Source organism: Chitinophaga sp. W3I9, assembly GCF_050434025.1.
Lineage (GTDB): Bacteria > Bacteroidota > Bacteroidia > Chitinophagales > Chitinophagaceae > Chitinophaga.
The window spans coordinates 7,629,627-7,651,381 of the sequence record NZ_JBNPWC010000001.1; the positions used below are offsets into that span (position 1 = coordinate 7,629,627).

The 21,755-nt window shown below is 47.2% G+C and carries 13 protein-coding genes; 4 read left to right on the plus strand and 9 right to left on the minus strand.

Going from position 1 to position 21,755, the window contains the following annotated elements; genetic code table 11:
- Positions 1–6: 6 nt before the first annotated feature.
- From QFZ51_RS31065 to QFZ51_RS31085, 5 genes are all read right to left on the minus strand, one after another.
- Complete coding sequence (locus QFZ51_RS31065; RefSeq protein WP_429051421.1) at positions 7–609, minus strand: DNA-binding response regulator; 603 nt, start codon at positions 607–609, stop codon at positions 7–9.
- Positions 610–951: 342 nt separating this feature from the next.
- A complete protein-coding gene (locus QFZ51_RS31070; RefSeq protein ID WP_429051423.1) occupies positions 952–2,412 on the minus strand; it encodes a sulfatase family protein in 1,461 nt (486 codons plus the stop codon).
- A gap of 416 nt (positions 2,413–2,828) precedes the next feature.
- Complete coding sequence (locus tag QFZ51_RS31075) at positions 2,829–4,172, minus strand: alpha-L-fucosidase (RefSeq protein WP_429051424.1); 1,344 nt, start codon at positions 4,170–4,172, stop codon at positions 2,829–2,831.
- A gap of 34 nt (positions 4,173–4,206) precedes the next feature.
- Positions 4,207–6,366, minus strand: coding sequence for an alpha-galactosidase (locus QFZ51_RS31080; RefSeq protein ID WP_429051426.1), 2,160 nt, complete (start codon positions 6,364–6,366; stop codon positions 4,207–4,209).
- Between the two features lie 22 nt (positions 6,367–6,388).
- Positions 6,389–8,185, minus strand: a complete 1,797-nt coding sequence (locus tag QFZ51_RS31085) for an alpha-L-fucosidase (RefSeq protein WP_429051428.1) — start codon at positions 8,183–8,185, stop codon at positions 6,389–6,391.
- 662 nt (positions 8,186–8,847) lie between these two features.
- On the opposite strand from QFZ51_RS31085, the gene QFZ51_RS31090 reads away from it, so the two are divergent.
- The 4 genes from QFZ51_RS31090 to QFZ51_RS31105 all read left to right on the plus strand — a co-directional run bounded on the left by QFZ51_RS31090 (position 8,848) and on the right by QFZ51_RS31105 (position 13,440).
- Complete coding sequence (locus QFZ51_RS31090) at positions 8,848–9,420, plus strand: TetR/AcrR family transcriptional regulator (protein ID WP_370912572.1); 573 nt, start codon at positions 8,848–8,850, stop codon at positions 9,418–9,420.
- A gap of 40 nt (positions 9,421–9,460) precedes the next feature.
- A complete protein-coding gene (locus QFZ51_RS31095; protein WP_429051430.1) occupies positions 9,461–9,901 on the plus strand; it encodes a universal stress protein in 441 nt (146 codons plus the stop codon).
- A gap of 192 nt (positions 9,902–10,093) precedes the next feature.
- Positions 10,094–12,673: a phosphatidylglycerol lysyltransferase domain-containing protein gene (locus QFZ51_RS31100; RefSeq protein ID WP_429051432.1), complete on the plus strand. Its 2,580-nt coding sequence runs from the start codon at positions 10,094–10,096 to the stop codon at positions 12,671–12,673.
- A 56-nt stretch (positions 12,674–12,729) separates the two neighbouring features.
- On the plus strand, positions 12,730–13,440 hold the full coding sequence (locus tag QFZ51_RS31105) for an AcvB/VirJ family lysyl-phosphatidylglycerol hydrolase (RefSeq protein ID WP_429051434.1): 711 nt from the start codon (positions 12,730–12,732) through the stop codon (positions 13,438–13,440).
- Here the strand turns inward: QFZ51_RS31105 and QFZ51_RS31110 are convergent.
- The 4 genes from QFZ51_RS31110 to QFZ51_RS31125 form a co-directional block, all read right to left on the minus strand.
- Positions 13,430–14,125, minus strand: coding sequence for a LytR/AlgR family response regulator transcription factor (locus tag QFZ51_RS31110; protein WP_429051436.1), 696 nt, complete (start codon positions 14,123–14,125; stop codon positions 13,430–13,432). The genes QFZ51_RS31105 and QFZ51_RS31110 overlap by 11 nt on opposite strands.
- Before the next feature lie 936 nt (positions 14,126–15,061).
- Positions 15,062–16,432: a TlpA family protein disulfide reductase gene (locus QFZ51_RS31115; protein ID WP_429051438.1), complete on the minus strand. Its 1,371-nt coding sequence runs from the start codon at positions 16,430–16,432 to the stop codon at positions 15,062–15,064.
- Between the two features lie 197 nt (positions 16,433–16,629).
- The gene (locus QFZ51_RS31120; protein ID WP_429051439.1) at positions 16,630–18,813 is read right to left on the minus strand and encodes a DUF5916 domain-containing protein; all 2,184 of its coding nucleotides are present in this window, start codon (positions 18,811–18,813) and stop codon (positions 16,630–16,632) included.
- A 218-nt stretch (positions 18,814–19,031) separates the two neighbouring features.
- The gene (locus QFZ51_RS31125; RefSeq protein ID WP_429051441.1) at positions 19,032–21,644 is read right to left on the minus strand and encodes a family 20 glycosylhydrolase; all 2,613 of its coding nucleotides are present in this window, start codon (positions 21,642–21,644) and stop codon (positions 19,032–19,034) included.
- Positions 21,645–21,755 lie beyond the last annotated feature (111 nt).

The following is a 21,755-nucleotide window of genomic DNA, read 5'->3' on the forward strand; positions in this document are numbered from 1 at the left end:
ATGGCATCAGACCAGGTGTTCTTTCATTGCCTTTACAATAGCGTTGGAGCGGGATTTTACATCGAGCTTGCGATAAATATTCATGATATGGGAACGGACCGTTCCCACACTGATATGGCACCCTTCTGCTATCTGCTTATAGGTGTCGCCATTTACCAGGCAACGTAAAATCTCCTTCTCCCGCGGCGATAATCCGTAGGGGTCCTGATAAACCTGTTTCTCCTTGCGGAAAAAGGCCAGTACTTTGTTAACCGCCACTAAGTTCGACTGCAAAGCCGTCTCATATATCTGAGAAATAAACTCTGTCAGGGAGACCGGGGGTACATGATCGATTTTAAACGCTTCAGTTGCTGCCGGCACCTGTATTAATCCCTGTTCCGTTTCGTTCAGGGTAAGCAATAGCACATTTATATCAGGGTAAGCTGCTTTTACTATGCTGGCGGCTTCTATTGCGGTCAATCCGGGTATCTCTATATCCATAAAAACCAGGTTGCAGATATCTTTTGCTAATTGTTGTAACGTTTCCGACGATTCGCTGTGCAATCCTGAAACCTCTAAAACACGCGTTCCTCCCAGGTTAGCAGAATTAATAGGCCGCACTTTTTTCATAATATTCCTTTTGGGTTATGTATATTCATATGAAATATTCCATTAATAACTGCAGGTTTTCCGGAAGCTGGTATGGTTGATAAATTATAAATGGAAAGAATCACACGGTTCCCATACCCGTCGCAAATTTGAAACAATTACATGCAGTAGTCAATCGGATACATATATGGTTTTTCAATAAATATTAATATACAATTCATTTTATATTAGCAATAAAATGAAAATATAACGTGGTATCTGACAGTTTATTAAAGGATTAACCTGGATACAATTACTTACTAATCAACTACTTAAAAGTCAGGACTTCTATCATTTAAAACAAATTATACTTTGGTATATATATTATGGTTGTACTTTTCCTGCGGGTCTCCGCTCAGTTCCCTTCGCCCCGGTAAGGTCGTCGCCAAGCGTCGACCGGTACTTTTCTGCTATCGCCTGCAGGGATTTCACCACCTCCGGAAACTGCTGCTGCACATCCAATGTTTCACCCGGATCACGCCGCATGTCATACAATGCCATAGGGACGTCTACTTCCGGCTGCGCACCGGGAAAACCATCATATCCCGGCAGGTTTAATTTATACGTTCTGCTTCTATGCGGGAGCATCAGTTTCCACGGCCCTTTCCTGATGGCCTCCAAACTATTCACCTGGTAATATACGGCCAGCTCATCCCGCGGGTTTGCTTCCGGCTCATTAAATAATAATGACTTCATATCCACTCCGTCAATTTTCCGGACTGGCAATGCAGCCCCGCATAAATTGGCCACTGTAGGAAGCAGATCAATGGTAGCAGCCATTTTGTTGCAAACAGTACCGGCAGGAATCTTCCCCGGCCAGCGCATGATACACGGTACCCTCGTGCCACCTTCCCAGGAAGTACCTTTACCTTCGCGCAGGCCGCCGGTATTTCCGGCATGGTTACCATAAGATAACCAGGGACCATTATCGCTGGTAAAAATCACCAGGGTGTTATCAGACAAACCATTCTCCTCCAACGTCTTTAATACCTGGCCAACAGACCAATCTATTTCTGCTATCACATCTCCAAAAAGTCCATCCTTACTTTTTCCTTTATACTTCTCTGACACCGCAATAGGTACATGTGGCATACTGTGCGCCAGGTAAAGAAAAAATGGTTGCTGCCGGTTATTCTTTATAAAACGGCAGGCCCTTTCTGTATAAAGCGTAGTGAGTTGCGACTGATCTTCCAGTGTTTTAATATATCTGAGTGGCTTATTACCTTCTATCAGCGGCAGTGGCGGATACTTTCTCCGCGGATGCGCAGAGGTATCGGAATAAGGCTTTCCATCATAATGTACCGGCCACATATCATTGGAATAAGGCAGTCCGAGGTACTCATCAAAACCATGCTGTAAAGGCAACCATGGTTCCCTGCTTCCCAGGTGCCACTTACCTACCATCCCGGTGCGGTAACCCCGTGCTTTTAAAACAGATGCAATGGTTTGTTCGGCGGTGTCCAGCGCAATAGGCGATGCCGGCGACAAAGCGCCATTAATGCCTACCCTGTTAGGATAACAGCCGGTCAGCAATCCTGCCCTTGATGCAGAACAAACTGCCTGCGCTGCATAAAAATAAGTGAAACGCATGCCCTGAGCGGCCATACGGTTGATATTGGGAGTGTGCCAGGGAGTACCGGCAAAACATTCAAGGTCACCATAACCCATGTCATCCATGAAGATGATCACAATATTCGGCTTTTTTGCCACCGGCGGCAGTTCCCTAAAGCTGAATGATACAGCCGCCAATATGAATGTGCTCAGGCAAAAAAAAGCTCTTTTCATCCGGGACGTTTAACAATAAATAATGGTGAGTATAAAAATATACATCTTCCGCGGATTTCCTAGAAAAATTTGTCTTAGCGAGTTTTGTCTTGAGCGCTGATTACGCTGATTATAATGATTTAGGGGATTGACCTTTGGGATTTTATTATGATTAGGGGAGATAGAAGCGATTTGACCTTTTGGATTTTTATAAGATTAGAGAATATATAAGCGATTTGTTATCATAAGATGTATTAAAGATTAAGGGAGATATAAGCGAATAAATCCGCCTATATCTCCCTTAATCATAACAAAAATAACAATAAAAATCTCAAAAGATCAAATCGCTTCTATCTCCCCTAATCATAATAAAATCCCAAAGGTCAATCCCCTAAATCATTATAATCAGCGTAATCAGCGCTCAAGACAAAACCCGCTCATTGCAAAATCAGTTCTATCACCGGGATCTCCACGTCAGGTTTGCGCACCGGCAGTTCCAGGGCAAGGTCGCCTTTGTCGGTGCCACGCATTTTCACTTCGGAGCCATCGTTTAGTAGCTGAGCGTATTTTACTTTGCCTTTCATGCCCGGCAGTTCGAAACGTTGTAATGGGTAGTCGAGCAAATGCACATACAAACGTTTGGTGGTTGGATTGTAAGTCAGCAAACTGTTATCAGGGCGCTTGAACTCCGCTGGTGCTTCGGTGCAGCCGTAAATGGAACGGCCATTCACCTGCATCCACTCACCCATTCCTTTCAGCCTGTCCTGTGCGCGGGCATCAAAAGTACCGCGGGAGGTAGGTCCTACGTTTAGCATCAGGTTACCGCCCTTACTCACCGATTCAATCAGCAACACCAGTAACTGCTTGTTATCTTTCCAGGAAGTTTCATCACGGTAATATCCCCATGAACCGGAAAAAGTCTGGCAGGTTTCCCAATGAATGCGCTTGCCATTACGGGTAGGCCATTCGGATACTTTGTATTGCTCCGGTGTGGCAAAATCGCCGCCGTCTTCATATTCCCCAAGGTCCAGGCGGTCGTTGATGATAATGCCTGGTTGCAGCTTGCGGATCATTTTAATAAGATCCAGCGAATTCCAGTCGTTATGATCTTTCCCATGCTCTCCCGGAAAAGAAAAGTCGGTCCAGAGGATGTCAATTTTACCGTAGTTGGTCATAAGTTCCTTTACCTGGTTCTTCAGGTAAGTACGGTATTTTTCCATATCGCGGCCCTTATTCAGCTGCTCATAATCCTTCGGATCGGAAGGACGCTGCGGGTGCACACGGTCGATGGTATAATCCGGATGATGCCAGTCGATCAGCGAATAATAAAACCCTACTTTTAATCCTTCTGCCCGGAAAGCGTCTACCCATTCCTTGATCAGATCCCTTTTAGCTGCCGTGTTAGGCGCTTTGTAATCGGTGTATTTAGAATCAAATAAACAGAAGCCTTCATGGTGCTTGGTGGTGATCACTGCATACTTCATACCTGCCGCTTTCGCCTGCCGCGCCCATTCGCGTGGATTGTAGAGGTCCGGGTTATAGAGGTCGAAATATTTCTGGTAGGCACTGTCGGTAATATGCTCATTACTTTTTACCCATTCGTGCCGGGAAGGCATGGAATACAGTCCCCAGTGAATAAACATGCCGAAGCGGTCGTTCACCCACCAGGACAGCCGTTGTTCTTTCTGTGCATCTGTTTCGTTGAATATTTTCTTTTCCTGTGCGTTAACTGCCGACAGGAATACCAGGAAAGTGAGAATACAAAGTGATAGTTTCTTCATAACTAATAAATTATACATTCGGTTTGATACAAGGTTACTCGGCTACCAGCCAGGTGTAGCCATTTGCGGGGATGGTTACTTTCACATGAGCGCGGTAACTACGGTCAAGGGTATACGTTTTTAGCGGTCCTTCTTTTTCCCGGATACGCACGCTTTGTGTAAGCCCGCTGTAATACAGAGGCAGCGCCACTTCACGGGTAATGGCCTGTTGTGTTGGATTGTACAGCATCGCCAGGGCCTTTTGCGGCAATTGGGCGCTTATATGCATAATCCCGTCCCAGTCGCGGCCATCAGCCCTACGCAGGTGAATGATGTCCGTATTGAGAATGTCGCGATACTTTTTATACCAGTTGACCATGTTCTTTACCACTGCTTTGGTGCTATCGGTGTCGTATAAACGCGGACCACGGTAGCAGGCCTGTACTCCGGCGCCGTAATACTGTGCCATCAGCTGGTCGTAGGTGTCCAGGTGATCTTTCAGCGGTTCCAGGGTCGCTGCTGCGCCTCCGCCCTGGTATTCGCTGAGCGGTACAAATCCCCAGCTCATGGTAGGGGTTTTCTCCCAGGTGCCATCAAAAATATTCTGCCTGTTCAGGATCAGTTGTTCTGCGCGTGGCAGGGAAAAATTTACTTCGCGGTAGCCCAATGCTATTTTGTTGGTGCCATCCAGGAAGTACCAATCGGGGGCATTTACATACACCCCTTTTTCGTTGAGCCAGTGATAAAGCCCTTTCTGTAACTGCATTTGCTTCCACTGGGAATCTTCCAGCCCGGTGTGGCCGGGATGTGTTGTGGAGGCGCAAACATCTCCGGGGTAAGGCCCATCATTTTCAAAAATATCGAAGCCGGTAGCGCTGATAAAACTTTTAATCTTCTGCAGATAACTCAGGCCCCATTTGCTGCCCATACAGGGAGCATTCCCAAAAAATGCACCGCCTGTTTTACCGGTTGCCGGGTTAATCACATCATCTTCCTCACTGATACGCCTGCTCGAAAACAGGGAGTAACCGCCCAGCAGCACCTTTTTACTATGTGCATAATCCGCCAGCGCTTTGAATTTAGCGATGTTGGCAGCGCCTGTATCTTCCATATTCAAACCACTGCCAAAGCTGAGGATCACGCCTTCATAGCCGGTTGCGGCGCATTGGTCAATGATCGCTTTTACTTTCACGGGGTCGGTACTTACCAGGTGCATGAAAATAGGATTTTCGGTGGTCCACGGTGCGATGGTGCGGTAAAATCTTCTCTTAGCCAACCCATTTCTTTCGCGGTCGTATCCGTCAAACAACAGTTCGTAGGTACGGATCGATTCAAAATGTTCACCGGCGGCTAAGGTGATGCCTACCGGCACACTTGGGTATACTTCCAGTACGCAGGGCGTTTGCAGGTCGTAGTTTACCTGGGAAGTGTAGGTGCTGTCGGCTTTCCAGTGGGTGGTCTGATCGCTGAGATTTGCCTTCATGGCATTATTGAAAGCGTAATTACTTTCGATATAAATTCCGTGCGGTACCTGCATTTTATTCACGCTGCCTACTACTGCAGATTCCTCTTCCGGCGTTGCCAGTATTTCATTCACTACCTGTTGCAGCTTTATGGGTTGTCCGCTCTTGTTGGTTATTTCCAGCCATTTCGAGAGGAGCGGGATCCCGTCAAAAATATCGTAGTGCACTTTAACGCTGATGCCTTTCAGTTCAGGCGCCTGCGCCTCATACGAGAAGGTAAGCTCTTTGCCGGAGGGCTGCTTTGGATTGCTGCACCAGCCTTTTGCCTGCCATTTTAAATAGGGAGAGGTGGCGGTTACCTGGTGGCCACTGTAAATAAAATCTGTTGACCCGGCTTTCAGGTTATCCAGCCACGCAGGAAGCAGATATGCCTGTTGCTTTTGGCCCCAGGCGCCGCCAATCATATAGTCGTGCCCGTTAATAGTAAGCCTGGCTTCGGGCTTAATAGCACGCAGCAGCTGTTCACCGCTGACCAGGTTACGGTAATCGGTGCAGATTACGTTAGGGGCTATACGAAAACTCCGGCTCAGCAAACCATTGCTGAGTGTAATTCCCTTTTCCTTTTCCGTTACCGTGGCGGTATACGACTGGTGGCTGATGAGCCAGTCGGGCGCAGGGGCTTTCACCTGTGCGATCGCTATACCGGAATAAAGACTGGTAACCAGTCCAAACAGGAGGTGTGTTCTTTTCATGTTCTTGTTCTCTGATAAATTATTATTTCACTGGCTGCAGGATCACTTTCCGTAACCAGCATAATTCATTTTTATTTCCGGAAACCGGTTTCACTGTCAGGTTTTGTTTGCCCGCCTTATCAATATGTATAATGCCAACTGCGTGTTGAATAAAGTTCATGGGTTTGTGGCTGTCGTAGCTGCCGGTTACCAGTGTGAGGAAGGGCAGTTGTTGCCCGCCAAGGGTTACCAGTCCCTGCTGCGATGCGCTTCCCGGTTCGCAGGCGTAATCCAGTATAATTTTATAGTCGCCTGCGTCCTGTACTGCCAGTGGAAATACAATCGCATCGTCGGGAGTTACCATACCGGTGATGCAGTTATCATGTTTCCAGTCGCCGAAGTAATGGGAATACGTAAAGAGTTTGCTTTTGGCGGCGCCGTTGAAAACGGCCCATACAGCGGGTATTTCCGCCTGCGCATATTCGCTGCTCACGGTTTGTGTGCGCAGCTGTGATAAATCTGTTTGCTGCCCGGTATACACCACTTCAATCACGGTACTTCGGGTATCCGGCAATATTGCCGGCAGCTGGATAACGGTTTCTTCCGGCAGCTGTTTCCAAGCAAGCTGGTCTTTAGTACCCAGGATTTTTACCGATTTAATTTTTGCTGTGAGTCCGGGTACTCGTAACTGCCTGTTGGCTGGCATTTGCCAGATATGCAGGAATAACTTTCCTGGTTTACTAGTGGTTACGCCCCAGGGCTGTGCCGGGATCAGTCCCCAGATGGTGCCATAAATGCTTTCTCCATAGGTTTGCAGCCATTTACCGGTGGCTTTCAGGTATGCTATGGAATAGGCAGGCCATTGGCCATTGCCGTCGGGACCAACATTCAGCATCAGGTTTCCTCCTTTGGAGGCTACATTTCCCAGGAGCCGGATGATTTCCGTAGGTGATTTAAAATTCAGATCGTGACGGATATAGCCCCAGGAGTCGTTGTGGGTATAAATAGATTCCCAGGCGCCCGGGATGGGAACCGGGGGTATTTCAGAATCGCCAAAATCCCGGTAGTCGCCAAGATCATGTCCTACGCGGCTGCTGAACAGGCAGCCTGGCTGCAGTAGCCGGAGACTGTCGATCATCTGTTTGGTTTGTGCTGCGGTTAAGCCGCCGGGCATATCAAACCAAACGAGGCCCAGCGGACCGTAGTTGGTTAATAGTTCCTTCAGCTGCGGGATTGATTTGGTGCGGTAGTATTGCTGGTAATCTTTCTCTTTATTTTTAAAATCCCAGTTATTTCCGCCGCCATTAGGTTCGTGCCAGTCGAGGAACTGGGAGTAGTAAAATCCGAAGTGTATGCCTTTTGTGCGGCAGGCGTCGGAGAGCGCCTTCATCGGATCTTTTTTATAGGGAGAAGCGTCAACGATATCAAAGTCAGTTACTTTGGAATCGTACATGCTGAAGCCTTCGTGGTGTTTGGCGGTGATCACCATATACTTAATCCCCGACTGTCGGGCTGTTTCTGCCCATTCTTCTGCGTTAAACCCGGTGGGGTTGAATGTTTGTGCTACTTTGGCATATTCAGCAGCCGGGGCTTTTGCGCGGTTCATGATCCATTCGCCGCTGCCGTAGTAGCTGCTGTCGTTCCAGCGGCCACCGAGTTTAGAATAAAGTCCCCAGTGAATGAACAGCCCGAACTTGGCTTCGCTGAACCATTTCAGCCCGGGATGGAGCTTATTGGCTACGGCACCTTTGTTCCACATATCCGGCATGTCCTGGGCATTCCCTTTTAGCGAAGTGAGCAGGCACAGGAATAGTAATAACGTTGGAATCCGGTGGAACATATAGCTAAGTTTAGTAGTACAATCCGTAAAAAATATACATATCCTGCGGTATATGCAAATGCGTGGAAAATGGTATCAGGGAAAGGGAAAATGCTACAATCAGCGGAGGGAGGCGGCGCTTCGCGTCATTAACCAACTGTTAACGATTATTCCGGATAGTAATATCTAATTTCGGGTTCGACAAGTTACAATCCACTAAGCAAATTGGTAACTTTCCAAATTCAGCAATCATCTTATTTAGCTTAATAGCAGGCTATAAATGTGTTATCAGCATCTGACGCGATGCCGCAGGTGCCATGTGAATGTTTTTTTTAAACCCTTGCTGTGGTCATCAGCAAGGGTTTCTTTTTTGCCCTTTCTCCCCGTTATTTCAATTCTTGTTTAGGTTTAATTAACGCTCTGCACACCCAGTCCGGCTAATATTGTTTTATCGTTATGTTCAGTCTGATAACTGAAATGCATACAACTAACAAATATCTCAGCAGTACCTGTTGGCCTTTTCAGGCCGACGGGGATTTTTCCAGTGTTAAACAATCACCCACCGGTCTGACGATCAATGGGTTTTTGATTTAATCATCATCTAGCTACAGCGCCTCTGCGGTTTCCACTGCGGAGGCTTTTTTGATCTTGAAAATGAATATTTATTCGCTTATCTTTGTAATGTGAAACTGAAAGATGATAAAAAAGTAGCCCAGATTTTCCAGTCGGCCCTCAAGCTGGTGGCTAAAAAGGGATTGTCCGGCATTACCATGGGCGACATCTCCAGGGAAGCCGGCATTGCCACCGGCACCCTGTATGTTTACTTCAAAGGGAAAGATGAACTGATTAACGCCTTATTTGCTGCCTGCCGGGAAAACTCGGTACAGGTATCTTTTAAAGGCTATAACCCGCAGTTACCTTTCAAACCAGGGTTCAAAAATATATGGCTGAATATCCTGCGCTATAAGCTGCAGCACTTTGAAGAAGTGATTTTCATGGAGCAATGCTATCACTCCCCTTTTATTACGGCCGGCACGCGGGAAAAAGCGCAACAGCTGTCGGCCCCCTTCTACGCATTGATGGAAAGAGGCCAGAAAGAACAACTTATCAAGCAAACAGATATTGGACTTTTGCTCACCTTTATGATGGGCGCTATGAATGAACTGGTAAAACAAACGCATTACAGCAGCATTACCCTTAACAGAAGCCGGATCAACAGTACGTTCGACCTATGCTGGGATGCCCTGAAAGCATAATGATAAATGAATAAATATTCACAAATTAATCCACCTGCATATGTCAGACATCATGATCGCAGTAGACCTGAGCAGCTTTTCAGAAAGCCTGATCAGGACCGGCCTCGAACTGGCCGATAAAATGAATGCTTCCGTTACCCTCTTTTCCGTGGTAGAAATAGGCATTGGCATCGGCCTGCCGGAAGGCGGACCCGTGTTTACCGACGATATTCCGGCCCGTATCCGTGAAGTGGAGGAAAGACTGGAAGCTTACAAACAAAATTACCCGGATAAGCAGAACATCAGCATTGTAGTAGGTACCGGCAACCCTAAAAATGAAACCCTGGTACAGGCACATGACAGCAATGCCACTATGCTGGTGGTAGGCACTCATGGCCGGACCGGCCTGGATCATATGCTGCTGGGCAGCAATGCGGAATATATAATCCGCCATTCCCGCATTCCCGTACTGGTGGTTCCCTATAACCTGGAGGAACACTAAAACAACACTCAACAATTCATACAACCGCAACTCCCGGCAAAACAGCCGGGAGTTGCTTTATATCCTGCAACAACCCCAACACCTGGCAGATTAAAATAGCCTTAAACTCCCCGTAGCCTAAAAGATTCGTTTAAAAGTTGGTATACCTTTGTGGTCATTGCGAACAACAGACCTAACGAAACCCACGAACCTTTGAAAAAGAAATTTTTTACTGCAGCGTTTTTACGTAAGCTCCACCTCAAAGAGCTACTGGCCGTGTTATTCATATTACTGGCCATTTATTTCTTCCGGTCACAGCGTCATGAATTATACTCCCTGATCCCTGCTATTGAAAAGGCCCAGAGAGGTTGGGTGGTGCTGGGAGTAGTAGTAACTATCGCCTATATTTTATTACAGGCAGGCATGTATGTATTCAGTTTCCGAGCGGTAGGCGCCAAACTGGATGCAGGCCGGAGTACCGAATTATTCCTGAAGCGCAATCTTTTATCCGTATTTCTTCCCGCAGGCGGTATCAGTTCACTGGCCTATCTGCCACAGAGCTTACGCCGCACCGGCTTGCATAAGCAACAAATCCACCAGGCCTCCGGCATCTATGGATTTGTAGGCATCCTGTCTGTTTTCCTGGTGGGTATTCCGGTTGTTGCTTATGCGATGTTTCATGCAGCCACCATGAAAGATGCTTTGTGGGGACTCATCGCCATTTGTGTGCTGCTGCTCGGCGTAGTATGGCTGGTACGTTCCATGCAATTGAAAGGCAAAGCCTACCAGTGGCTGGTGAAATACTTTCCGGGAGCAGCCCGGCAGGCAGATGAAATATTTACCTTTCAATTGTCGGTACCCTCTTTCATGAATACGGTACTCGCCTCGGCGCTGATAGAAATAGCGGGCATAGGACATCTTTACCTGAGCATGCTGGCAGTGGGTGTTACCCCGTCGCTGGAAGCCGCCTGCGTAGGCTATATTGTAGCCACTATTTTCTTAATTATTTCCCCTTTTCTCCGCGGATTGGGCGCCATCGAACTATCGCTAGCTTATATCCTCAGCAATTATGGATTCAGTACACTGGAGGCACTGGAAATCACTTTATTATTCCGGCTGTTTGAGTTCTGGCTGCCGTTGGTTGCGGGCATGATCGCCTTTGCCCTGAAAGGCAGGGAATTGGTATTACGACTACTCCCACCTATCCTGATCTTCCTGTTGGGTATGGTGAACATCTTTTCGGTGCTTACTCCTCCCCTGGCTAACCGTATTCATTTGCTGCGGGCTTATATTCCCGGAACGTCTATTCACGCTACTAACTTACTGGTGGTGTTCCTGGGCCTGGTGTTGCTGGTAACGGCCACCTTTTTGTTCCGGGGCCTGCGCAGCGCGTGGATTGTGGCGCTGGCAGTTTCTCTGTTGTCGGTATTTGGTCATATCGGAAAGGCGCTGGATTATGAAGAAGCTTCACTGGCGCTGGTTACCAGTGTGATATTACTTATCACTTCGCGGCAATACCGGGTAAAAAGTAATCCCCAGCTGGTAAATATCGGCGTGGTAACGGCATTGGCTACACTGTTTGTCGTCCTCATTTTTGGTACCGTTGGTTTTTATTTTTTAGATGTAAGACATTTCGGGATCGATTTTACCTGGCAGCAATCTATCCGCCATGCTTTCCATTGTTTTATGTTGCTGGAAGATGACGGACTGCAACCCGTTACCCGGTTCGGGAAAGAGTTTATGTCGGCGATCCGTGTATTAGGCGTAAGTGCATGGGCCTTCCTGTTTTATACTATTATACGGCCTTACCTGCATGTTACCCAGCAAACGAATACCAGCCTGGAGAAAGCACGGTTTTACCTGAGCCAGTACGGCGACTCCCCGATGGATTATTTCAAAATAGGCCAGGACAAACTGTTGTTTATGTCTGAGCAATATGAAGGCTTTATCGCTTACCGGGTAGCGGGCAGCTTTGCTATTGTACTGGAAGAACCGGTGTGCAGCGAAGATAATAAGCTGCTGGTTTTGGAAGAATTTGAACAACAATGCCGTAAGATGGGCCTCCGGCCTGCTTTCTACCGGGTGGATGAAGATAGTACCTACTATTTCAGTCATCTTAAAAAGAAAAAAATGCTGATAGGCCAGGAAGCGATTATGGATATCAGGGACTTCACGCTGAGCGGCAAAGACAAAAAATCACTGCGTAACGGTTTGAACAGCCTCGCCAATAAAGGTTATGTAACTACCTTCCATGCCGCGCCTCAAACGACTGCTATGCTGCAGGATTTAAAAGCGGTGAGCGATGAATGGCTTCACCAGTATGAAGTAAAGGAACTCACTTTTTCGCAGGGCTTATTTGATGAAGACGTGATCCGTAACCAGGATATCATTACCGTAACCGATGCAGAAGGGAAAGTAGCGGCGTTCCTCAATATTATTCCTGACTATGCCCCCGGGGAATGCACTTATGACCTGATCCGCAAACGTGCCGACGCGCCGGGCGGAGTGATGGATGCGCTGATCATTGCACTGATCCAGGATGCGCAGCAAAAAGAGCTGCACTACCTGAACCTGGGAATGGTACCGATGTCCGGCATTATCCAACCGGAAAATACTGCGGAAAAAATGGTGAAGTATGCATACGAGAAGCTGCGGTTTTTCCGTCACTACCAGGGGTTGCGTGAGTTTAAAGAAAAATATGCCACCGAATGGACTAACAAATACCTGGTATATGGACATGATTTCGATTTGATACAATTACCTTCTGCCCTCAGTAAAGTAATGCAGCCCTGAGGCCGGCGAACAATAGCGGAACGGATTTTGTTTTACAGGAGGCGTTAATCTGGTATATGAGTAAGTTATTCCATGCAGCCATGCTGCTCAGCTTTTGTCTTTTTTTCACAACGTTTCCGTCAAACGCACAAAGCGGGATTAATAACCTGCCGGTGGTTATTAAAGCGCCTCCCGCAGGCAATACTGCACCATTGATTGTGTATATAACCGGTGACGGTGGCATGAAGAAATTTTCCGCAAATGTAATTGAATCATTTCATCAGCAGAACTACCCGGTAGTAGCATTGAATGCATTAAAATATTTCTGGAGTAAAAAATCGCCACAGCAGGCGGCAAAGGATATAGCATCATTGATTACGTATTATCAGTCGCAGTGGGGCGGGAACCACGGGGTAGTGCTGGTCGGATATTCGCTGGGGGCAGATGTGCTGCCGTTCATTTACACCGGTTTACCACCGGAAGCGGCGGCACAAGTAAAGCACCTGGTATTTTTGTCGCCGTCTCTTTATACCGATCTCGAAGTGCATCTTTCTGATATGCTGGGCAGATCCGGCAATAAGGGAATGAGTGTTCCTGGGGAGATCAACAAAATTACCAACAAACCTTTGCTATTGGTATTTGGTGCAGAGGAAAAAGACTTCAACCTGTCAGCCCTGAATGTCCGGTATGAAAAAATGATCCTGCCCGGCGGGCATGCTTATGATGAAGATGCGGGCGGCGTGGCGGGTAAGATACTGGCGGCGCTGCATACAGGCGCTACTCCATAGGCAGCTGGTATCTTTTAGCCAGTTCCTTTCTTACTTCTTTTGTCAAGGTAATCCTGGCGTCCCCAATCATTACATGATCGTCTGCCAGTGCTGTTATATGGCGGAATCCTATCACGAACCAGTGATGTACCCGCATAAAAGCGTTTGCCGGCAGCTGTGAAATGATCCAGTCGAGTTTTTCGGTGGTCACCATTTTCTGATCGCGGAGATGAAGCATGATATGATCATCCATTACTTCTACATATTGCAGATCATCATAAAATACTTTCTCAAAACTGTGCTGTGTTTTCAGCGTGAAATAATCCGCTGAATATTTGGTGGGGCTGGTAATTGCGTCCATTTCTATGGTCTTATAAATTTTAGAGAACACATTATTTAACGTTTCGGCAGTAAAGGGCAGTTGCAGGAGTGCTGCCGGGAGGAAATCGAATCCTCCGGGTGGCGTATCGTTATACGTCATCATTAAAACGGGCAATATGCCTGTTATGGTCATTGGAAGGGAAAGCGGATCATCATATTCTCCTGCTATCAGTACATGAATGGTTTGTGTTTCCAGCCAAAAACGTGCTTCCGCCATCGTTTGGCTTCTGCCAGCCAGGTAAACATAGGGAATAGCAGACAAATAATTCTCCAGCTCTTCAAATCCCTCCGGGTTATTACCCAAAATAATACAGTTTAGTACCATAGAGCTGATTTGTTCAAATATGGGTACGTAAATTTACTCCAGTCAGTTGCCACGGAAAGAGAGGATTTAAGTAGGGCAGGTGACTGAACAGAAACCCGCGTATAATCTAAAATCTAATCTAAACCGCGTTATGAAAAAACTATTCTTCACAGTAAATTCTCATTAAAAAGCTGACAATAATTTCAGTCGTAAAATTGAAGCTATTCCGGGTAGCAACAGTTAATCGAATGTTAAGGATTTTGGAAAAAGAAGGTGGACAGATCAAGCTACTGTCCAGAAAGACAATACTTTCCCTGTCCACCAGTTAAGGAAGATTACATAAAAGATCCTGGAACAGCTGCCTTACAGCTGTGCAACAGATCTAAGGCCCTGAAAGGGCAGCGCGGGCGCAGGGAGAGCTAACAGGGAGGCCGGTTAACTGGTCAGTGCGCGGACCATGTTCACCAAATAAGGAAGCATAAAAGAAACATCGTACTCACGGCGATCAGGTTTTTTGAGAACCTGACGTTGAAGCCGCCTTTTTCTGAGTAGAAGTAACTTTCTTTGTACCGGTCGTACTCAATGGGAGCACCTAACTCCTTCATCATTTTGAGGAATTCATAGAGTGTTCTTTCGGAAATACGAAGCCGCTTGGCTAACTGAGCGGGCTTACCGGTCCCTTTGATCCTAATGAGGTAATCAATGGTCTGTAGTCTGTCAAAATAACGCTTTGGCATGTGGCATAGAGGGGTCTTAACGGTTATTTACTGAATATACGATTTGTGTCTTTATTAAACCAGCATTATCATATATATATTTAAACGTAAATATTAACAATCTGGTTTAAATGGGTTTTCGAAATTTTAGCTGCGGAACAATGGCGCTGATGCGGATAAGCTGCGTACTTTTACTAAACGTTGCTACCTTGGTTTTATTGGCTATTACCCTGAAAAAAACTCACTGCAATAATGCTTCATAGATAATGTTGGTAAGCGCTGTACCGCGGTCTACTGCGGGATCCGGAGGCTTTATAGCATATACTTTTCCATTCTTTCCAACAATGATAAACGAAGGATATTTACTGATGTTGTATTGCGTAAGTACGTCGCGGTGCTGTTCATCCAGCTGCCATATCCATCCCGGCAAACCCCTTACAGCATTGCCATCGCAGCAGATGTTCACAAACGTAACGCTATCATCAAAGCAATTTTTTATTTCTGTAAGTGCAGGCAGCAGCGGATCTTTCCCACTGTAGAAATGCAGCAATACTACCTTTCCGCTGAATTGCCGTAGGCTCACCAGGTTTCCCTGCGCATCGGGAAAACTGAATACCGGTGCCGTCACACCTCTGCTAATACCCTTCCTCGAGCGACCGTAAAGCTTTGCGATGGCCTGCTTACATGCGTCATCCTGCACCAGCTCCAGGTAGTCACGCACACACCATTCCTGTTCTTCCGGCGAATTGCCGGCAGCAAAACCCAACATCAGCGAATGCGCCAGCAACCTGTCGCGTAACCGGCCACTGTAATGCGTTTTAAGCCATTCATAGATCGCCCTGTTATTACATTCATAACGATGCTGAATAAAATAATCTGCTTCCGCTTTTTGCAACAGATAATTCAAATAACGTATAGACGTCACCGTTGTATCTGAAGGAATAATCTGCGGTAATGCAGGCAGTATATTATCCTTATAAAAAAGCACTTGTCTTTCTTCCAGCGTACTATCCGGTGCTGCGGCCACTTTCCACACAGTACTCACCAGCCCCGATGCGGCTTCCGCTAATACATGCGATCTTACCAGCGCCCACGTGGCAGCACTTATGCTGTCGCGGTAAACCGCCAGTACCTTGCCTGCCGCCTGCAACCGCTGCCGCCATGCCGCTGCCAGCCGGAACGCATCAGGCAATACAGGAAGCTGCACTACAGACTGCTCCCGCTTAGCAGTATAAACAGCCCTGTTCAACACTGCACTACTGCCGCCAAACCGGATGCTGTCGCCCTGCATCACCATCTGCAGGCTATCCCCGCCGCGGATCATCCCATAAAAATTATATCCACTACCCGCATCTGCATAAAAAAATATTACCCTTCCTGCCGGAACGGATATACGGAAATAAAAAGAATCAGATTTTAGCAAAGTATCCTGCGTAACTGCCGGGGAAATTCCCGGATCATACCAGTAAGATAACGACACCTTTTGCACAGGATGGTCCACTACCCTGCCCGTAATCACCGCGGCGGATTGTTGTGCTGCAGCTGTTCCTGCCAGCATCAAAAAAATACAGCTGATACGCAGCAGCTGCATCATCATAGGAGGACGGTTCATAATTAGATTTTAAATGGTGAAAATCCCCGTAGTAAAAACTACAGGGAGATAATATTCACAACGATAGTAAATGAAAATTTTATATATATCTTAACGGGCATACCCGTTCTATTACGCCAAACTTGTGGTGCAATGATAACGGGTATAAAACGGTAAAGTGTTAATCGAATCTTAACTGTTAATACGAAAACGGATTTTTAGAGATTAAACCAATACACCAGCTTCAGCACCAAAGCACGGTTTCTCACATAAAATGGCTCCGGGAGATAATTGTCGGTATACACTATAAAAAGATCGGATGCAGGCCGGTAGCGCCATTGGAAGCGGGTATTCAGGTTCATATTCTTCTGCTGGCCATTGTATTGCATAAACCCGGTAAAGAAAAGGGTGTTTGTCATTGTTACATCCAACCGCGGGCCTACCAGCCAGAAAGAATTATTGCCCCAGGGCTTTGGCAGGTTGATATGGTTATAGTTAGCGCTTAATGCAATGCTCACATACGGCTGGAAACGATATCCCAGTTCCGTATTGGTCATTAACCGGCTGCCATCTGCATAATAACCTCCATAGCGGGCCGATAACGAATAGGTAAACAAACTCTGTGGCTTTGACACGTAATCAGCGCCCACAGTATTCCAGTTATGCTGACTCCCGTTCACCAGGCTATCTTTACCGGTATTGGTAGGGTCAAAAGGCTGCAGCAGTTTGATATAAGTGTTGGACGCCCAGATATTGAGCGTGTTTCGCTTCCGGAACACAATGCCATAGTTTAGCATGGTTTCGTTATCAGTACGGCGCATATGCGCTTCGTCAAAAAACCAGGTACTGGTTACCTGTGGCCCATGACTCAACACCGCACCCGATAAGGGAAAGAACAGGCGGGTAACCTGCGGCGCCACTTTTATATATCCTTGGCGGGGCACATATCCCACCTCCGCATTGTAATTACGTCCCACATACTCATGCTGCCACCCAATGTTCCATTGCTTGCTGGTATACTGCAGATTAGCGGCATGCGCCACATCATGACCGGTTTTATTGGGCGTATACGACTTCAGCAACATGGCCTTTCCCGTCCAGAAATTGTTGGAGGAAGCCAGGTTATACTCCAGCCCCATGTTCCGGTTATACCGGTTGTAAATTGGCTTATCCGTTACTTTAGCCGGATCATAGTTTACCGACTCCTTATTGATAAAAATAAAACCCAGGTTGGAGCGGGAAAACACCCGGCGCTGTAAAGCCGCCACCGTAAAGTTTTGGGCCGGCAACCCGGTTTCCTCCTGCTTCCCGGTTTGCATATTCATTACTCCTAAGCGCCAGTCTTTATTCAGTTTGCCACTCAGCCTGGCGCCAAAACGGATTGGCACGCCACCAAGACCAATACGCCTCGAGAAAAAAGGACGGATCGTGGAATACCCAAAATTTGAAAACTGGTCTCCGTTTTCGAGAAAGAACTGCCGCTTCTCCGGGTAAAACAATTCAAAACGATCCAGGTTGGTCACCTGTTTATCCACATCTACCTGCGAGAAATCCGGGTTCACTGTGAGGTCGAGGTTCAGCGAGGAAGTAACCGCTACTTTGGCATCTAAACCTGCATCCCGCCGGTATTTGGTGGGAGTAGCCTTATCATAATCCTTTAACATGCCTCCCAGCAGGTAAGGAATCAGCGACACATTTGCGCCCGCAGCAGGTGGAGCAGCATCCCATACCAGGTTGCCTGTATACGCCAGCGAAGCAGTGGGAAACTGCCGTGGCACCGGCGCCCATGCCGATTTCTCTGTTGTTTTCAGATCGTTCCTACTGAAGTTAATACCCCACCGGGTAATTCCTTTTTTATACCGGATGGTTTTAAACGGTATCGCTGCTTCAAAAACCCATTTATCCGGGTAGTTCTTTACTACCGATGTCCACTTATTATCCCAGCTCAGGTCCACCTTTCCGCCATCATACATCAAACCGTCCCATTGCGCACCGGCTGCATTGGCGCCGAATGAAAAGCCGTTGGTCTGATCATCAAACGGGTCCATGAATAAAAGGAAGTTATCATTCTTCAGAAAAGCAAAATCGCGTCTCAATGATTCCACCATATAAGGCCCGTCGCCTGTCGTGTAGTTCTCTACTATGAGGTAAAGGTTCTTGTCGTCGTAGGTCATCCGCACATCTGTACGCAACCGGGCTGCACTGGTATCCATTGGCAGCACCATGTGAAAACCGGTGGCAATATCCGCCTCCAGCCACGCTGCTTCATCTGCTACACCATCTATCTTAACAGGCGACACCGCTTTGCGGATCTGCAATTGATAAGCATCATTTTTCTTTTGTGCACACACAGAGAATCCAACAATACAACAGCTAATAATAAGTGGAATAATGCGAAACATCAGGTTGATATGGGTTTAACGAACAAAATACAAAAATTGCAAAAGGAGAAGCAAGAAAATGGATGAAGGGTAAATGCAGCGGATTTAACTGCTCTCACGGGGATAAGGAATATTTTTTTATCTTTTTTGAAAGATGATTTCCGGACAATAACCCGTAAATGAAAACGGTGAGCAACAGGAAGATCCCGTTGCTCACCGTCTTTCTTTCTTCCGGAAAATTATAATTTATTATTCTTCATCTGCGTATCGGCTACCGGCACTTTTACGGTGGTGGTCCTGCTGCTGCGGCCTTTAGGGCTGAATACTTTCAGCTTCACCGTTTTACCGCCTGCTGCCACAGGAGTAGTATACACCGGGCTCTTCAACGTAGGCTCGTCGCCGTTAGTAGTATACCGGATCACTAAACCTGGCATCTGGATGTTTGTGCTCAGCACGCCATTTTCCACTTTCGCTCCTGCGGTTGGGATACGCCAGTTGAAGCCCCCTTCATAATAATCCAGGCGCGGCATTTCACGCTTACCCATTACATTGCTGAATACACTCCATGCCTGTGCATACAATGCATCGGCTTTAGCGGAATCCTTTTCGGTAGCCCACTCCGGATCCTGCGCCCACGCACGTTCTGCAAGCCCAAGTAGTTTTGGCAACATCATATATTCCATACGGTCAGAGCTGGTTACCGTTTCACTCCACAGCAATCCCTGGATACCTGGGATATTGGAAGCACCAAAACCTGTTAACCGGTCCTTACCTACAAACAACTCCGGTGTAACCGGGTTGCCCCTGCCATCTACTTTTGAGTTCTTGTAGTAGTCGAACGGAATAAAATAAAACGGCTTATCCACGTCTACAAATCCACCCCAGTAAAATCCGGGTTCATCAAAAGATTTCATGTAAGCCATATCAAAATAAAAATTGCTTACACCAGACAGGATGACTTTATACCCGGCATTTGCCAGGCGATAGGATAAATCTTCCTGTCCGCCGCCGATCACGTTGTTCCATACATTCAGCTGGAAATGATCGTTTACAAAATCGGGATTAGGGATGCTCTGTGATTCGCCACCGACCGTTGTTTTACGCATCCCGGCTTCCTCCCATCCTGCTACAGATAAGCTACGGGCCTTCAGCAGGTCATTCACCTTGCGGTAGTAATAATACCAGAGATCATTTACATCTTTCAGTGATTTATCCTGCTGCATCAACGCGATACAGGCAGGCGATTTTTCAAATACGCCGCCTGGCACTTCATCGCCGCCCATATGCACTGATTCCAGCGGAGCGCCGGCTTCTTTATACATCGACTGGATTTCTTCCACCACTTTATCGAGGAAGTGGTAAGTAGAAGGCAGCGCTACGTTCATCACGTTGTCGTTCCAATACTGAACAGAGTGGTATTCAGATTTATCCTGCAAATCGGTCAGCAGGTATTCATTGGCTTCCTTATCACGACCAGCCGCTTTCAGGCGGTAGTAGCGGGATTCCATTGCTTTCACCGCAGCGCGGGCATGGCCGGGGCTTTCTATTTCAGGCAAAACACGTATATGCCTTGCCGTTGCATAGCGGAGGATTTCTATAAAATCGTTGCGTGAGAAATAACCACTACCTGCAGTGTTGGTGGTATCCGGACCGGAGCCATAAGACGGCGGCAGCATATTTTTCCAGTCGCTGCTATGGCCGCGCTTAGCGCCTACGGAAGTAAGTTCCGGCAGGGAAGGGATTTCCAGGCGCCAGCCTTCATCATCGCTGAAATGAAAGTGCAACACGTTTAATTTATACAGCGCCATCAGGTCGATGATGCGTAGCATATCGCGCTTGTTATGAAAGTTACGGGCCACATCTATCATAAAAGCGCGGTAACCAAAGCGTGGCTCATCTGTAACCTCCACACCCGGTATGGTAATGGTTTTCTGATTGCCGGCAAACGCCGTTGGCGGAACCAGTGTTTTTAAAGATTGGATAGCATAGAAGGCGCCTGCTTCAGTGCCGGCAGTAATGGTAATTCCTTCCGGCGCCACTTTCAAACGGTAACCTTCCGGAGCGGTGACAGCAGTGTCATAAACCAGGCTGATAACTGCCGTTCCTTTTTTTCGTTTACCCAGCAACGTTAGCAACTCTGCATCCAGCATTGCCGCGCTGGCAGACAACTGCGGATCGGCTTTTACTTCCGGGAATGCATCCAGCACCAGACCTTTACCGGTGGCAGTGTAAGACTTCGGCGTAGGGAACACCAGCGGCAGCTGTGATACGGGAATATCCTTTACTGCAGCATTCTGTTTAAATATATCCGTTGGCGTTACTACGGCAGTTTTATCACCGGGATAACGCATCAATTGCTTTGCGGTAGTAGAAGGGCGGATACTATAATCCTTGATTGAGAAGCCTTTTTCCGGCTGTTCGTCCCATACCAGGTACAACCCGGTAGGTGCATCTGTAAAATTCACCGCCCAGGCATCGCCGGTAATAGCGAGTTTCAGGGAGTCGCCGGGAGCGATACCGGTAAAACCATCCGCCGGTGTAAACCGGTACAGGTCACCGTTAATATGCTCCACTTTCACATGCCCCGGTAATTCCCCGGGAGCAACCATCCTGATAAAATTGAAATACAACTGCCATCCTTTGGCAGGAAACGGCTTACCGGCCGTATTCACAAAGGTGAAGGCCGACTGGAAATTGTCGCGGCCCTGGTAATGGTTTTCTACCACTTCCCAGCTGGTTTTCAGCCGGGCAGCATCATAGGGCGTGGCTTGTTGCGCCCGGACATCTGCTACAGTACTAAATAAGAACAGGAAAGTTGCTACCAACTTACCAGGATGAATGTATCTTTTCATTTGGTGGATTGATTGAAGATTGGCTTATTTTGAAAGATAATAAATAAATTTAAAAACTGCGCGGATTTTAGCGAAGGTTGTCTTTCTCAGGATTACGCTGATTATATTGAT